Origin of the sequence: Streptomyces sp. NPDC090032, from assembly GCF_044748025.1 — a bacterium.
Taxonomy (GTDB): Bacteria; Actinomycetota; Actinomycetes; order Streptomycetales; family Streptomycetaceae; genus Streptomyces.
On sequence record NZ_JBIVFF010000001.1, the window covers coordinates 405621 to 421368 of the forward strand.

Consider the following 15748-nt stretch of genomic DNA (forward strand, 5'->3'; position numbering starts at 1 on the left):
CCCATGGGGCCTGGCCTCAGGACCTGCCCCTAGGGGTGCGCCCTGCCGAGTTGTCGCAGTAGCTTCGGCAGCGCGGTGCCGATGGGTTCGCGGATGAGTTCGTCGGCCAATGCGTCGTACGGCGTCGCCTCGGCGTTGACGATGACGAGCCGCGCCCCATGCTCCGCGGCAACACCGGCGAGCCCGGCGGCGGGCTGCACCTGAAGGCTGCTCCCCACGGCGACGAACACCTGACACGCCTTGGTGATCGCGACGGCCTCACCCAGCACCACCGGGTCGAGCCGCTCCCCGAACATCACGGTCGCCGACTTGAGGATCCCCCCGCACACCAGGCACGGCGGATCGTCCTCCCCGGCCTCGACCCGGGCGAGGGCGTCCTCCATGGGCCCACGCGCCTGACAGTCCGTACACACGAAACTCCGTGCGGATCCGTGCAGTTCGAGGACCTTGCGGGCGGGCATCCCGGCGAGCTGGTGCAGCCCGTCCACGTTCTGCGTGATCACCCGCACCGGGACACCGGCCTGCTCCAGATCGGCGACGGCCCGGTGCGCGTCGTTCGGCTCGGCGGCGAGGGTCCGGTTCTTCCGCCGCATCTGCCACGACCGGCGCCGGATCTCCGGATCACCCATGTAGTGCTCGTACGTGACGAGCTTCTCCGCCTCCGGATCACGCCGCCACAGGCCGTTGGGCCCGCGGTAGTCCGGGATCCCGGAGTCCGTGGAGATGCCTGCACCACTGAGAATCGCGACGAGAGGCTGGCTGCTCATGCCGCCGAGGGTAGGCGCCCGGCCGGGGGAACCGCGAGGCGATATGGGCGCCCGCGGTACGCGGCCGGGTCAGGTCACGCGGTTGCCGTCCTCCAGTTCGGCCGTTCCCTCGCCCTGTGTGAGCACGTCGAGCGCCGTCAGGACGCGCCGGCCGAGCGAGGCCGGCAGATGCTCCGGCAGGTCCGCCGGCTCCACCAGACGCCAGGAGAGCAGTTCCTCCTCCTGGAGCCTGATCGCCTTGAAGCGGTCCTCGTCCAGGACCCCGCCGTCGTACAGATAGGCCACGAGCGGCGGCTGCGCGGCCGTGCCCGGCACCCAGTCGACCGCGAGCAGCCGGCCGGGTTCCACATCGAGGCCGATCTCCTCCAGGGTCTCGCGCCGGGCGCCCTGACGCGGAGTCTCCCCGGTGTCGGACTCGACGGTGCCGCCGGGCAGCGCCCACCCGTCGCGGTAGTTCGGCTCGACGAGCAGCACACGCCCCTCGGCGTCACGGAAGAGCGCGGCGGCGCCGCACAGGACACGGGGGAGACCCGCGATGTACGCGGCGAACTCGGGAGTGGTGGTCATGGGGGGAAGCGTAACGAGGGTGCGCCGGGGACCGCGTCCGCCGGACTATCCTCCGGCCAACTCGACCGTACGCGCGGCGAGTTCACTGATCCGCGCGCCGTCGAACCCGAACACCGCGCTGCGCACCCGGTCCTCCAGCGGCTCCTTCCACTGCGCAGGGACGGCCGCCGCCCCGCACAGCACACCGGCCACGGACCCCGCCGTCGCGCCGTTCGAGTCCGTGTCCAGGCCGCCGCGCACCGTGAGGGCGAGGGTGCGGGTGAAGTCCCCGTCGCCGTACAGGAGCCCGGCCGTGATGACGGCCGCGTTCGGGACCGTGTGGATCCAGCCGAGCCCGGCCGTCTCCTCCTCCAGCGCGGCCAGCGTCTCCTCCCAGCTGAGCCGCGACTCGTGGAGGGACGCCGTGCGGCGCACCGTGCGGGCCAGGCGGCTGCTCGCCGGGATCACGGTGAGCGCCGTGTCGAGCGCGGCGCGCGGGCCGGGCGCCGTGAACGCCGCCGCGACGAGCGCCGCCGCCCACATCGCCCCGTACACGCCGTTGCCCGTATGGGACAGGACCGCGTCGCGGCGCGCCAGGGAGGCGGCGCGGCGGGGGTCGCCCGGACACGTCCACCCGAAGATGTCGGCACGGATCAGCGCGCCGATCCACTCCTGGTACGGGTTGTCGTACGTCGCCGTGAGCGGCGGCTTCAGCCCGTTCGCGAGGTTGCGGTACGCCGCCCGCTCGGCGGTGAACGTCTGGAGATACGGGAGCCTCAGGAGCCACAGATCGCCCACCTGCTCCGTGGAGAAGGTGAAGCCGTGCGTCTCCAGGAGGTGCAGGCCGAGGATCGCGTAGTCCACGTCGTCGTCCCGGCAACTGCCGTGGATCCGCCCGCGCACGCACCGGCGCCACTCGGGGCGCAGCGCGAGGCCGTCGGACTCGTCGGCGGGCTCGGGCAGATAGTCGGTGAGCGGCAGGGCGGCGGCCCGCCGCAGATAGCCGTCGATGCGCGCCCGGGTCCAGAGCTCGCCCGCTTCGACCGGCTTGCCGAGCATGTTGCCCGCGATCCGGCCGAGCCAGCCGCCGAGCACGCGGTCCTGGAGGTCGCCGCCCACTGGAGTCATGCCTTTGGTGTACCCACTGCCGCACCGCGGTGTACCCACTGCCGGATCGTGCCGGACCGTCCGCACCGCGCCCGGCTGATCGATCATTTCCGTGCTCGTGACGCCCGGGTTTGAACGGGTATAGCAGGACTTATCGTCCAGGCGGGCCGTTTCGCGGACCGGACGGCCATGGGCAGCGGCCCCCACCTCCGGTTAAGGTCGCAGCGGCGCGACTGCCTTGTGTGAGCAAGGCGCGAAAGCAAGGGGAATGCAAGGTGGCGGACGCTGGAGTGACGGCGGAGCACGTGCTCATCGCCGCGGACAAGTTCAAGGGCTCGCTCACGGCCGTGCAGGTCGCGGAGCGGGTCACGGCCGGTCTGCGGCGGATCGCGCCGGGGGTGACGGTCGAGTCCGTGCCCGTCGCGGACGGCGGCGACGGCACGGTGGCCGCCGCCGTGGCGGCCGGTTTCGAGCGCCGCGAGGTACGGGTCACGGGGCCGCTCGGTGACGAGGTCACGGCGGCGTACGCCCTGCGGGACGGCACGGCCGTCGTCGAGATGGCCGAGGCGTCCGGGCTCCAGCTGCTGCCCGAGGGCGTCTTCGCGCCGCTGACCTCGACCACGTACGGGTCCGGCGAACTGCTCGCCGCGGCGCTCGACGCGGGCGCCCGTTCCATCGTCTTCGGCGTCGGCGGCAGCGCCACGACGGACGGCGGCGCCGGGATGCTGGCCGCGCTCGGCGCGCGCTTCCTGGACGCGGACGGCAAGCCCGTCGGCCCCGGCGGCGGGCCCCTCGCGGACCTGGCCACGGCCGACCTCTCGGGGCTCGACACGCGCCTGGCCGAGGTGGAGATCGTCCTCGCCAGCGATGTCGACAACCCGCTGACCGGCCCGAAGGGCGCACCCGCGGTGTACGGCCCGCAGAAGGGCGCGACGACGGACGACGTCGCCACCCTGGACGCGGCGCTGGCCCACTTCGCGCGGGTCCTCGCCAAGTCGATCGGCCCGAAGGCACTCGAATACGCCGACTCGCCCGGCGCCGGAGCGGCCGGCGGCATCGGCTACGGCGCCCTCGTGGGCCTCGGAGCGGGCTTCCGGGCCGGCATCGAGGTCATGCTCGACGTCCTCGGCTTCGCGCCGGCGCTCGCCCGCGCCACCCTCGTCATCACCGGCGAGGGCTCCCTCGACGAGCAGACGCTCCACGGCAAGGCCCCTGCGGGCGTCGCCGCGGCGGCCCGTGCGGCGGGCGTCGAGGTCGTGGCGGTCTGCGGCCGGCTCACTCTTCCCCCGGAGGCGCTGGGCCGCGCGGGCATCCGCCGCGCCTACGCCCTCACGGACGTGGAGCCGGACGTGGCCCGCTGCATCGCCGAGGCGGGCCCGATCCTGGAGACGGTCGCGGAGCGGATCGCCCGGGATTTCCTGGTGTGACGTGACGTGTGGCGTGACATGTGAAGTCACTTGTGACGTGACATGTGACGTGTGAGCGCGCCGGGGGAGGGGATGCCCTCACCCCGGCGAGGGCCGCCCGCGGGTGACCGCGCCGCGGGAGGTCGCCGAGGGCTACCCGCCGTCCGCGGCCTGATCCCCGGTGAGGCCGCGCCAGGATCGGGGCCTGCATGACGGAGGACGTCTTCAAGCCCGTCGCGGCCTCTAAAAGGACATCACCGTGACATGTGCATGGCTTACCCGCCGGAGGAGTTCGGCTGGACCCTGGAGCGCATCGCGGACGGCACGATCGACGCGGCGGCCCTCGTGACGGGCCAGGTGGGTCTCGGCGGGGTGTCCGCGGCCCTGGACACGCCGCGGCAGCCGGACGACCACGTGAAGGTCCTGGTATGCCCAGGCCTGTCCGGCGCCGGCCTGCACCCTGCTCCGTGAGACAAGCCGAAGGGCCCCGAACCAAGCGGTTCGGGGCCCTTCGGATGTACGCGTACTGGGTTACGGCAGCTGTGCGGCGCGTGCCTCGCGGCGGTTGTCCCGGAAGTTGTTCACCCTCCGGGCCGTCGCGAACAGCGGGATCACGGCGCCGAGAACCAGCTGCAGTGCACAGCCGGTCTGGAGCAGCAGCTGGCCGCCGGGGGCGTCGAACGCCCAGGCCGCCAGGAGCCCCATCGCCGCCACGATCCACCCCAGCATCGCGACCGCGAGCGGACCGCGCGGCTTCGGGTACTCGACGCGGCTCACCATCAGCCAGGCCGTCCCGATGATCGCGAGGACCGTGGCCACGAACGGCAGCTCGAGGAGCACGATCGACACGACCGTGAGCGCCCCGAAGGGGCTCGGCATGCCCTGGAAGGTGCCGTCCTTCACGGTCACGCACGAGAATCGCGCGAGTCTGAGCACGACGGCCAGGAGCACCACGATGGCGCCCACCGCCGCCACCCGCTGATGTGCGTCGTCCGCGACCATGCCGTACACGAGGACGAAGTACGCGGGTGCCAGGCCGAAGCTGATGAGGTCCGAGAGGTTGTCCAGCTCGGCGCCCATCGGCGACGAGCGGAGCTTGCGCGCCACCAGACCGTCGAACAGGTCGAAGATCGCCGCGGCCAGCATCAGGATCACGGCCGTGGCCGCGCTGTGCCGGGCCATGCCCGACTCCTGGCTGCCCTGGAGGTGCGGGATCAGGATGCCGGTGGTGGTGAAGTACACCGCCATGAAGCCGCACGTGGCGTTACCGAGCGTGAGGGTGTCCGCTATCGACAGGCGCAGTGAAAGCGGCATTTCCTCCGCTTCGTCCGCCTCCTCGGCCTCGGGCACCCACCCGGCCTGCGTCTCTGGATCAGTCACGGTCAATGCGAGTCACCCCAGCCACGGTCTTCTGACCGACCTCGACCGCGACCTCGACACCCTCGGGGAGGTAGATGTCGACGCGCGACCCGAAGCGGATCAGACCGATGCGCTCGCCCTGCTCGACCTTCGTGCCCTGCGGGATGTAGGGGACGATGCGCCGGGCCACGGCGCCGGCGATCTGGATCATCTCGATGTCGCCGAGCTCGGTGTCGAAGTGCCAGACAACGCGCTCGTTGTTCTCGCTCTCCTTGTTGAACGCCGGGACGAACCCGCCGGGGATGTGCTCCACGGACGTCACCGTGCCCGCCAGCGGCGCGCGGTTGACGTGGACGTTCAGCGGGCTCATGAAGATCGCGACCCGGGTCCGCCCGTCCTTCCACGGCATGATGCTCTGCACCACGCCGTCGGCCGGGGAGATGACCCGGCCGCGGGCGATCTCACGCTCGGGGTCGCGGAAGAACCACAGCATGCCGGCCGCCAGAGCGGTGGCGGGTACGGCTACTGCGGCGGCCTTCTTGGAGCGGCGTGAACGGGCCAGGCTCAGGGCGGCTGTGGCGACGGTCGGCAGGAGCCACGGCGATGCTCCGCGCGCAATGCGTCCGCCGAGGACGCCGTCGCGTGGTGCAGAGGTTTGGCTGTGGGGCATGGATGACCTTCGTAGCGGATGATGCCGCGCTTTGTACGGGGGGACGGCGGCTTTTCCGGGATGCTATCGGTTGCGGGCCACAACTGGGCAAGCCAGGAAGCTGAGTCGGCGGCTGAAGAGTGCTGACAGGGTGTGATCTTCTTCTCGAACAAAACATCCTGTAGCGGACATTCAGCCCTGGAATCGATACTCCTCGAGCAGGCGGCGGCCAATGATCATTTTCTGGATCTCGGCGGTGCCTTCACCGATCAGAAGCATCGGTGCCTCGCGGTAGAGGCGCTCGATCTCGTACTCCTTGGAGAAGCCGTAGCCGCCGTGGATCCGGAAGGCGTCCTCGACCACTTCCTTGCAGTATTCGGAGGCGAGGTACTTCGCCATTCCCGCTTCCAGGTCGTTTCGTTCCCCAGAGTCCTTTTTGCGTGCTGCATTGACCATCATCGCATGGGCGGCCTCGACCTTGGTAGCCATCTCCGCGAGCTTGAACTGGATGGCCTGGTGCTGGGCGATGGGCTTGCCGAACGTATGGCGCTGCTGGGCATAGGAAACCCCCAGTTCAAACGCACGCTGCGCGACACCGCAGCCACGTGCCGCGACATTCACGCGGCCGACTTCCACTCCGTCCATCATTTGGTAAAACCCTCGGCCGGTCTCGCCGCCGAGTACCCGATTGGCCGGAATGCGCAGTCCGTCCATGATGAGTTCGGTCGTGTCGACGCCCTTGTAACCCATCTTGTCGATCTTCCCCGGAATGGTGAGGCCCGGACGGACCTCTCCGAAGCCGGGCTCCTTCTCGACGAGGAAGGTCGTCATCGACTTGTGGGGAGCCGTTCCCTCCGGGTGTCCTTCGTCACTCTTGACGAGAACAGCCACCAGATTCGACGAGCCGCCGTTCGTCAGCCACATCTTCTGGCCGTTCAGGACGTACTCCTCGCCGTCCTTCACCGCCTTCGACGAGATCGCCGACACGTCCGAGCCGAGCGCCGGCTCCGACATCGAGAACGCGCCCCGCGTCTCGCCCAGCGCCATGCGCGGCAGGAAGTGGTCCTTCTGCTCCTGCGTGCCGTGCTGCTTGAGCATGTACGCCACGATGAAGTGCGTGTTGATGATGCCGGAGACCGACATCCAGCCGCGGGCGATCTCCTCGACACACAGGGCGTACGTGAGGAGGGACTCGCCCAGACCCCCGTACTCCTCCGGGATCATCAGGCCGAACAGGCCCAACTCCTTGAGGCCGTCGACGATCTGCTGGGGGTACTCGTCGCGGTGCTCCAGCTCGGTCGCGACCGGGATGATCTCCTTGTCCACGAAGTCGCGGACGGTGGAGAGGATCTCCTGCTGGACGTCGGTGAGACCGGCGGTCTGGGCGAGTCGCGCCATGGCTACTTCTCCTGCTCCTTGAGCTGTGAACCAGGGGTGTCGCCCCGCGGGGGCGTCGTCTGAGGGTGGTGGTGGGAGACGGGCGGGCGGCCGGGCTGTTCGCCGCCGCGCTCCTTGATGTACGTCTCGGTGGGGACCATGACCTTGCGGCGGAAGACGCAGACCAGCGTGCCGTCCTGCTTGTAGCCCTTGGTCTCCACGTAGACGATCCCGCGGTCGTTCTTCGACTTGGAGGGCGTCTTGTCGAGGACCGTCGTCTCGCCGTAGATCGTGTCGCCGTGGAAGGTCGGCGCGACATGGCGCAGCGACTCGATCTCGAGGTTCGCGATCGCCTTGCCCGACACGTCCGGGACGGACATGCCCAGCAGCAGCGAGTAGATGTAGTTCCCGACGACGACGTTCTTGCCGAAGTCCGTCGTGTTCTCCGCATAGTTCGTGTCCATGTGGAGGGGGTGGTGGTTCATCGTCAGGAGACAGAAGAGGTGGTCGTCGTACTCCGTGACGGTCTTTCCGGGCCAGTGCTTGTAGACCGCGCCGACCTCGAACTCTTCGTAGGTGCGTCCGAACTGCATGGTGCTCAGGCCTCCGGGGCTTCGAACTTGGAGGTGCGCTGCATGCCCGCGGCGCGTCCCTTGCCGGAGATGACCAGGGCCATCTTGCGGCTGGCCTCGTCGATCATCTCGTCGCCCAGCATCGCCGAGCCCTTCTTGCCGCCGGCCTCGGACGTGTAGAAGTCGTACGCGTCCAGGATCAGCTCGGCGTGGTCGTAGTCCTCCTGCGAGGGCGAGAAGATCTCGTTCGCCGCGGCGACCTGGTCCGGGTGCAGCACCCACTTGCCGTCGAATCCGAGGGCCGCGGCGCGCTTCGCGACCGCCTGGTAGCCCTCCTGGTTGCGGATCTGGAGGTAGGGGCCGTCGATCGCCTGGAGGTTGTTGGCGCGGGCGGCCATCAGGATCTTCATCAGGATGTAGTGGTAGGCGTCGGCGTCGTAGCCGGGCGGCTGCTCGCCGACGACCAGGGACTTCATGTTGATGGAGGCCATGAAGTCGGCCGGGCCGAAGATGATCGTCTCGACGCGCTGGGACGCCGTGGCGATCTCGTTGACGTTGTTGAGTCCCTGGGCGTTCTCGATCTGCGCCTCGATGCCGATCTTGCCGACCTCGAAGCCCATCGTCTTCTCGATCTGGGTCAGCAGCAGGTCCAGGGCCACGACCTGCTGGGCGGTCTGCACCTTCGGCAGCATGATGCAGTCGAGGTTCTGGCCCGCGCCCTCGACGACCGTGACGACGTCGCGGTACGTCCACTCGGTCGTCCAGTCGTTCACGCGCACCACACGCGTCTTGCCCGTCCAGTCACCCTCGTTGAGGAACTTGACGATGGTGTGCCGCGCCTCCGGCTTGGCGAGCGGCGCGCAGGCGTCCTCCAGGTCCAGGAACACCTGGTCGGCGGGCAGGCCCTGGGCCTTCTCCAGGAAGCGCGGGTTCGACCCCGGGACCGCCAGACACGAGCGACGGGGACGGAGACGGTTGATGGGCGCGGTCATGCGGGGACCTCCAGAGGGTCGAGCTGGTTCGCTTGCCGGATCTCGTCGACGATACGTCCGATGATCTCCGTGATGCCGAAGTCCTTGGGGGTGAAAACGGCGGCCACGCCCGCGCGCTTCAGGTCCTCGGCATCGCCGTTGGGAATGATGCCGCCGACGATCACCGGGATCTCGGCGGCGCCCGCCTCGCGCAGCCGGTCGAGGACATCCGGCACCAGCGCGGCGTGCGACCCGGAGAGGATCGACAGGCCGACGCAGTGCACGTCCTCGGCGAGCGCGGCGGACACGATCTGTTCGGGCGTGAGCCTGATGCCCTGGTAGACCACCTCGAAGCCCGCGTCACGGGCGCGTACGGCGATCTGCTCGGCGCCGTTGGAGTGCCCGTCGAGGCCCGGCTTGCCGACCAGGAGGCGCAGCTTGCCGCCGAGCTCGTCGCCGGTGCGCCGGACCTTCTCGCGGACGAGGGCGAGCGGCGTGCCCTCCTCGGCGGTGACGGCGACGGGCGCCGACGAGACGCCCGTGGGGGCGCGGAACTCGCCGAACACCTCGCGCAGCGCCCCCGACCACTCGCCGGTGGTGACACCCGCTCGGGCGCACTCCAGGGTGGCCTCCATGAGGTTGCCCGTGCCGGCCGCGGCCTCCTTGAGGCGCTCCAGGGCCTGCTGGGTGGTCGGGTAGTGGAACGGGTCGCCCATGCCCTGCCGGTCCGAGGACTCCTGACGCGTCGTGCGCCACTCGCCGATGGCCCGGACGACGTTCTCCTCGACGGCGTGGTCCACCGTCATGATCGCGGTGTCCAGGTCGGCGGTGAGCGGGTTCGGTTCGGTCGACTCGTAGATGTTGACGCCTACGATCTTCTCCTCGCCGCCCTCGATCCGGGCGCGCCGTTCGGCGTGCGAGGAGACGAGCTGCGACTTGAGGTAACCGGACTCGACGGCGGCCATCGCGCCGCCCATCTCCTGGATCCGCTCGATCTCGGCGACGGATTCGGCGACGAGCTCGTCGACCTTCTTCTCGATGACGTGCGAGCCCGCGAAGATGTCCTCGTACTCCAGCAGGTCGCTCTCGTGCGCGAGGACCTGCTGGATGCGCAGCGACCACTGCTGGTCCCAGGGGCGGGGCAGGCCCAACGCCTCGTTCCAGGCCGGGAGCTGGACGGCGCGGGCGCGGGCGTCCTTGGACAGCGTCACGGCCAGCATCTCCAGGACGATGCGCTGGACGTTGTTCTCCGGCTGCGCCTCGGTCAGGCCCAGGGAGTTGACCTGGACGCCGTAGCGGAAGCGGCGCTGCTTGTCGTTCTCGATGCCGTACCGCTCGCGCGTCACCTGGTCCCAGATGCGGCCGAACGCCCGCATCTTGCACATCTCCTCGACGAAGCGGACGCCCGCGTTCACGAAGAAGGAGATGCGCGCGACCACGTCGCCGAACTTCTCCGGCGGCACCTGTCCCGAGTCGCGCACGGCGTCCAGGACGGCGATCGCGGTCGACATCGCGTACGCGATCTCCTGGACCGGGGTGGCCCCGGCCTCCTGGAGGTGGTAGCTGCAGATGTTGATCGGATTCCACTTCGGCATGTGCCGGACCGTGTACGCGATCATGTCGGTCGTCAGCCGCAGGGAGGGACCCGGCGGGAACACATGGGTGCCCCGCGACAGGTACTCCTTGACGATGTCGTTCTGCGTCGTGCCCTGGAGCTGGGTGATGTCCGCGCCCTGCTCCTCGGCGACGACCTGGTAGAGCGCCAGGAGCCACATGGCGGTGGCGTTGATGGTCATCGAGGTGTTCATCTGCTCCAGGGGGATGTCCTGGAACAGCCGGCGCATGTCACCGAGGTGCGAGACCGGCACCCCGACCCGGCCGACCTCACCGCGGGCGAGGATGTGGTCCGGGTCGTAGCCGGTCTGCGTCGGCAGGTCGAACGCGACCGACAGACCCGTCTGGCCCTTGGCGAGATTGCGCCGGTACAACTCGTTGGACGCCTCGGCCGTGGAGTGACCGGCGTAGGTACGCATGAGCCACGGCCGGTCCTTGACCCTTTGCCCCTGTGCCGGAGGGGCTGTCTGACGCTCAGTCATATCCCGCTGCTCCTCAGGGGTTCAGATGTTGCGGAAGCGGTTGATGGCGTCGAGGTGCTTGGCGCGCAGTTCCTGGTCGCGGACGCCCAGGCCCTCCTTCGGGGCCAGCGCGAGGACGCCGACCTTGCCCTGGTGGAGGTTGCGGTGCACGTCGTAGGCGGCCTGGCCGGTGTCCTCGAGGGAGTACACCTTCGAGAGCGTGGGGTGGATCTTGCCCTTGGCGACCAGGCGGTTCGCCTCCCACGCCTCGCGGTAGTTGGCGAAGTGCGAGCCCACGATCTTCTTGAGGGACATCCACAGGTAGCGGTTGTCGTACTCGTGGTTGTACCCGGAGGTCGAGGCGCAGGTGACGATCGTGCCGCCCTTGCGGGTGACGTACACGGAGGCGCCGAAGGTCTCGCGGCCCGGGTGCTCGAAGACGATGTCGACGTCCTCGCCGCCGGTGAGCTCGCGGATGCGCTTGCCGAAGCGCTTCCACTCCTTCGGGTCCTGGGTGTGCTCGTCCTTCCAGAACTTGTAGCCCTCGGCGTTGCGGTCGATGACCGCCTCGGCGCCCATGGCCGCGCAGATGGCGGCCTTCTCCGGGCTGGAGACGACACAGATCGGGTTGGCGCCGCCGGCTAGCGCGAACTGCGTGGCGTACGAGCCGAGTCCGCCGCTGGCGCCCCAGATCAGGACGTTGTCGCCCTGCTTCATGCCGGCGCCGTTGCGCGAGACGAGCTGGCGGTACGCCGTGGAGTTGACGAGCCCGGGGGCGGCCGCCTCCTCCCAGCTCAGGTGGTCCGGCTTCGGCATCAGCTGGTTGGACTTGACGAGCGCGATCTCGGCGAGACCGCCGAAGTTCGTCTCGAAGCCCCAGATGCGCTGCTCGGGGTCGAGCATGGTGTCGTTGTGGCCGTCCGAGGACTCCAGCTCGACGGAGAGGCAGTGCGCGACGACCTCGTCGCCGGGGTTCCAGGCGTTGACGCCGGGGCCGGTGCGCAGCACGACGCCCGCGAGGTCGGAACCGATGATGTGGTACGGCAGGTCGTGGCGCTTGCTGAGCTCCGACAGGCGTCCGTAGCGCTCCAGGAAGCTGAAGGTGGACACCGGCTCGAAGATCGAGGTCCAGACTGAGTTGTAGTTCACGGAGCTGGCCATGACGGCCACGAGCGCCTCGCCCGGGCCGAGTTCGGGGACCGGCACGTCGTCCAGGTGGATGGACTTGCGGGGGTCCTTGTCCCGGGTTTCGAGGCCGGCGAACATCTCCGTGTCTTCCTTGTGCACGGTGATGGCGCGGTACGACTCGGGGAGCGGCAGAGCGGCGAAGTCGGCGGAGGTCGACTCCGACGACTGAATCGCGTCCAGGATTTCCTTCACGGTGTTGCCTCCGGCGATCCGTCCCTGAGGGGACGTTGAGGGTTACGTCGGTTGGAGAGCTGCTGTGTGGGTGAAGAAGTGCCGTCGGTTCGGCGGGGGCTTGCTACGGCAGCGCTTGGTCGGCGCGAGAGGTTTGCCTGTGACGCAGGCGCCCGGGCGCGCTCGCCACGGCGTGTGGTGGCTTGCGGGGACAGCCGGCGTACGGAAGTTCTCTGCACGCCGGCCGCCCGGACACATTCAACGTATGGCACCGCGTGCCAGTCGGCAAGACACTGGGTGCCACTAATTTTTGAGCGATGATCGATCAGTGCAGGTCAGGGGTGGTGCGGCTCGTGGCACCGGAGGCCATCGGCGGCTCGGGAATGCGTCGCAGGGGCCCTGTGGAGGCCCTTCAGGAGCCCTGCAGGAGACCTGCTGAGACCTACGAGGGGTCCACGGCGGCCTCCGGGAGGTGCCGCGACGCGGGGTCGCGGAGCCTCCGGGAGGTCCCACGGCGCGGGCGATTCGGAGGGGGTGAGGGCGGGTGACGCGCGGATCGCGCGCCTCGCGGCCGGACAGCTCGCTGGGGCGGCGGTGCTCGCCGAGCGGGGGTCCGGGTAGCCGGGTGGCCGGGCAGTCGGGCTGCCGGGGAGCGCCGCACGTGCGGGTTTCCTGATGAGGCGTCAATAGCCTCTGAGTGGGGCGCAGTTCATGGAATCCCTGCCGGGAACGCCCCAGGGTCTAGCCGCGGTCCCGGAGCGCCTTCTCGATCGTTTCCATGATCTCGTCCAGCGGCGCGTCCGTACGCGCCACGGTGACCAGTACGTCACCCCCGGTGCTCACCGAGGCCGCCGGCGTGGTGGCGGCGGTGGTGGTGATGTCCCGGCCCGCCCCGATGCCCGTACCGAACGTCTTGCGGACGATCGCGAAGGCGTGGTCGAGCTGGTTCTCCACGTCTCCCCGGCCGCCGGCCCGCAGCCAGCGCCGCAGCACGTGGTTGTGGGCGGTGACGACGGCGGACGCGGCGACCTCGGCGAGCAGCGGGTCGTCATTGCCGTGGTGGTGGGCGTGCTCGTCGAAGTGGCCCAGGAGATATCGCGTGAACAGCCGCTCGTAGCGGGCCACCGAGGCGATCTCGCGCTCGCGCAGCGTGGGGACCTCGCGCGTGAGGCGGTAGCGCTCCACGGCGACGGCGGGCGAGGCCGCGTACATCTTCATGACTTCCTTGATGCCGCGGCACACCGTGTCGAGGGGATGCTCGTGCGCGGGTGCCGCGTTGAGGACCGCCTCCACCCGGATCAGGGTGTCGTCGTGGTCCGGGAAGATCGCCTCTTCCTTGGAGCGGAAGTGGCGGAAGAAGGTCCGGCGGGCTACGCCCGCCGCGGCCGCGATCTCGTCGACCGTCGTGGCCTCGTAGCCCTTCGTCGCGAAGAGCTCCATCGCCGCGGCCGCCAGTTCCCGGCGCATCTTGAGCCGCTGGGCGGCGGCGCGGGAGCCCGCGGCGCTCTCCGGAGCGTCGGGCGTGGGCGTCGTACGGGAGGACTTGGCGGCCTTGGACATGCCATGAACGTACTGCATACGGGCGGTGGCGTGCGCCCGAGCGGGGTTCCCCCCGCCCGGGTCCCGGGCGGGGGGAGTGAGGGCGGGCGGCCGGAGCAGCCCGCCCCAGTCCGTGGGCCGTCCGGTGCCGCCGCCCGTGGGCCGGTCAGCGCCGGGCATATTCGCGGAAGCCGCGGCCGGTCTTGCGGCCGAGGCAGCCCGCGGCCACCAGGTGCTCGAGCAGCGGCGCGGGGGCCAGGCCCGGGTCGCGGAACTCGCGGTGCAGGACCTTCTCGATGGCCAGCGAGACATCGAGGCCGACCACGTCGAGGAGCTCGAAGGGCCCCATCGGGTAGCCGCCGCCGAGCCTCATCGCGGCGTCGATGTCGTCGAGCGTCGCGTAGTGCTCCTGCACCATCTTGATCGCGTTGTTCAGGTACGGGAACAGCAGCGCGTTCACGATGAAGCCGGCGCGGTCGCCGCAGTCCACCGGGTGCTTGCGGATCTTCGTGCACACCTCGCGGACGGTGGCGTGCACGTCGTCGCCGGTCAGCACCGTCCGCACGACCTCGACGAGCTTCATCGCGGGGGCCGGGTTGAAGAAGTGCATGCCGATCACGTCCTGCGGGCGCGAGGTCGCGCGGGCGCAGGCCACGACGGGCAGTGACGAGGTCGTGGTGGCCAGGACGGCGCCCGGCTTGCACACCTTGTCGAACGTCGAGAAGAGCTCCCGCTTGATCTCCAGGTCCTCGGCGACGGCTTCGAGGGCCAGGTCGACATCCGAGAAGGCGTCGTACGTACCAGCCGGAGTGATCCGGTCCAGGGCCTGCGCCGCCGCCTCCGCGGTCATGCGGCCCTTGTCGACAGAGCGCGAAAGAGACTTGCCGATACGGGACTTGGCCTTCTCGGCCTTCTCCTCGCTGCGGGCGGCGAGCACCACGTCGTAGCCCGCCTTCGCGAAGACCTCCGCGATGCCGGACGCCATGGTCCCGGAGCCCGCGACACCGACCGAGCGGATCGTGCGCGCGCCGTCCACGACCTCACCCGCGAGCGGGGTGAGCGCGTCCCGCACCACCTCTGAGCTGCCCGGCTCCGCGTACGTGTAGAAGCCGCGCCCCGACTTGCGGCCGGTCAGTCCCGCCTCGCTGAGCTGCTTGAGGACGGGCGCCGGCGCGTGGAGGCGGTCGTGGGACTCGGCGTACATGGCGTCGAGGACCCTGCGCGCGGTGTCGACCCCGATGAGGTCGAGCAGCGCGAGAGGGCCCATCGGCAGGCCGCAGCCGAGCTTCATCGCGGCGTCGATGTCCTCGCGCGAGGCGTACTTCGCCTCGTACATCGCGGCGGCCTGGTTGAGGTAGCCGAACAGCAGGCCGTCGGCGACGAAGCCGGGCCGGTCGCCCACCGCGACGGGCTCCTTGCCCAGTTCGATGGCGAGATCCGTGACCGCCGCGACGGCCGTGGGCGCGGTGAGCACCGACGAGACCACCTCGACGAGCTTCATCGCGGGCGCCGGATTGAAGAAGTGCAGCCCGAGGACGCGCTCCGGGCGGGCCGAGTCGGCGGCGAGGCGCGTCACGGACAGGGCGTTCGTGCCGGTCGCGAGGATCGTCTCGGGCCGCACGACGGCGTCGAGATCCCGGAAGATCTGCTGCTTGATGTCGTACGACTCGGGGGCCACCTCGATGACGAGATCGGCGTCGGCCGCGGCCTGGAGGTCGGTGAAGGTGCGGAACCGGGCGAGGATGCCCTGGCGCTCGTCCTCGGTGAGGCGCTCGCGGCGCACCGCACGCGCCGTCGAGGCCTCGAGTGCGGCGACGGCCTGTGCGGCGGCGGCCTCACTGACGTCGATACCGATGACTTCACGGCCGGCGCGGGCGAGGACCTCGGCGATGCCGGTGCCCATCGTGCCGAGACCGACGACCGCGACGGTCGGGAGGGTGGCCGGGGATGCGGGGGACAGAGGAGCGTCCATCTGAGGACTCCAGGAGGGAGGAGTGACGACTGAGGGGCGCACGTGGATA

The 15748-nt window shown here is 69.9% G+C and carries 14 protein-coding genes; 2 read left to right on the plus strand and 12 right to left on the minus strand.

The window, feature by feature from the left end:
- Positions 1-29: 29 nt before the first annotated feature.
- The 3 genes from ACIPWY_RS01795 to ACIPWY_RS01805 all read right to left on the minus strand — a co-directional run bounded on the left by ACIPWY_RS01795 (position 30) and on the right by ACIPWY_RS01805 (position 2441).
- Positions 30-767 (minus strand): Sir2 family NAD-dependent protein deacetylase, encoded by a 738-nt coding sequence (locus ACIPWY_RS01795; RefSeq protein WP_362901543.1) that lies wholly within the window; start codon positions 765-767, stop codon positions 30-32.
- A gap of 69 nt (positions 768-836) precedes the next feature.
- On the minus strand, positions 837-1334 hold the full coding sequence (locus ACIPWY_RS01800; RefSeq protein WP_362901544.1) for an NUDIX hydrolase: 498 nt from the start codon (positions 1332-1334) through the stop codon (positions 837-839).
- A 45-nt stretch (positions 1335-1379) separates the two neighbouring features.
- A complete protein-coding gene (locus tag ACIPWY_RS01805; RefSeq protein WP_362901546.1) occupies positions 1380-2441 on the minus strand; it encodes an ADP-ribosylglycohydrolase family protein in 1062 nt (353 codons plus the stop codon).
- A 254-nt stretch (positions 2442-2695) separates the two neighbouring features.
- Here ACIPWY_RS01805 and ACIPWY_RS01810 point away from each other — a divergent pair, with 254 nt between their 5' ends.
- Positions 2696-3847 carry a glycerate kinase gene (locus ACIPWY_RS01810; RefSeq protein WP_401532035.1) on the plus strand — a complete coding sequence of 384 codons (1152 nt, stop codon included), beginning with the start codon at positions 2696-2698 and terminating at the stop codon, positions 3845-3847.
- A gap of 249 nt (positions 3848-4096) precedes the next feature.
- A complete protein-coding gene (locus ACIPWY_RS01815) occupies positions 4097-4297 on the plus strand; it encodes a hypothetical protein (RefSeq protein WP_401532036.1) in 201 nt (66 codons plus the stop codon).
- Positions 4298-4357: 60 nt separating this feature from the next.
- Here ACIPWY_RS01815 and pssA read toward each other — a convergent pair whose 3' ends face one another.
- The 9 genes from pssA to ACIPWY_RS01860 all read right to left on the minus strand — a co-directional run bounded on the left by pssA (position 4358) and on the right by ACIPWY_RS01860 (position 15699).
- Entirely contained in the window at positions 4358-5212 is an 855-nt protein-coding gene (gene pssA / locus ACIPWY_RS01820; protein ID WP_100591520.1) for a CDP-diacylglycerol--serine O-phosphatidyltransferase, read from the minus strand.
- The gene (locus ACIPWY_RS01825) at positions 5199-5855 is read right to left on the minus strand and encodes a phosphatidylserine decarboxylase (protein WP_362901552.1); all 657 of its coding nucleotides are present in this window, start codon (positions 5853-5855) and stop codon (positions 5199-5201) included. The genes pssA and ACIPWY_RS01825 overlap by 14 nt, the downstream gene beginning before the upstream one ends.
- Before the next feature lie 171 nt (positions 5856-6026).
- Positions 6027-7232 (minus strand): acyl-CoA dehydrogenase family protein, encoded by a 1206-nt coding sequence (locus ACIPWY_RS01830; protein WP_362901554.1) that lies wholly within the window; start codon positions 7230-7232, stop codon positions 6027-6029.
- A gap of 2 nt (positions 7233-7234) precedes the next feature.
- Positions 7235-7804, minus strand: a complete 570-nt coding sequence (locus ACIPWY_RS01835) for a MaoC family dehydratase (RefSeq protein ID WP_362901556.1) — start codon at positions 7802-7804, stop codon at positions 7235-7237.
- Positions 7805-7809: 5 nt separating this feature from the next.
- Positions 7810-8775 carry a CoA ester lyase gene (locus tag ACIPWY_RS01840; protein WP_362901558.1) on the minus strand — a complete coding sequence of 322 codons (966 nt, stop codon included), beginning with the start codon at positions 8773-8775 and terminating at the stop codon, positions 7810-7812.
- On the minus strand, positions 8772-10850 hold the full coding sequence (locus ACIPWY_RS01845) for a protein meaA (protein ID WP_362901560.1): 2079 nt from the start codon (positions 10848-10850) through the stop codon (positions 8772-8774). Before ACIPWY_RS01845 ends, ACIPWY_RS01840 begins: the two co-directional genes overlap by 4 nt.
- A 21-nt stretch (positions 10851-10871) precedes the next feature.
- Positions 10872-12209, minus strand: coding sequence for a crotonyl-CoA carboxylase/reductase (gene ccrA, locus ACIPWY_RS01850; protein WP_393699895.1), 1338 nt, complete (start codon positions 12207-12209; stop codon positions 10872-10874).
- A 720-nt stretch (positions 12210-12929) separates the two neighbouring features.
- Positions 12930-13766, minus strand: coding sequence for a TetR family transcriptional regulator (locus ACIPWY_RS01855; protein WP_362901564.1), 837 nt, complete (start codon positions 13764-13766; stop codon positions 12930-12932).
- 127 nt (positions 13767-13893) lie between these two features.
- On the minus strand, positions 13894-15699 hold the full coding sequence (locus ACIPWY_RS01860; RefSeq protein ID WP_393699893.1) for a 3-hydroxyacyl-CoA dehydrogenase family protein: 1806 nt from the start codon (positions 15697-15699) through the stop codon (positions 13894-13896).
- Positions 15700-15748: the final 49 nt, after the last annotated feature.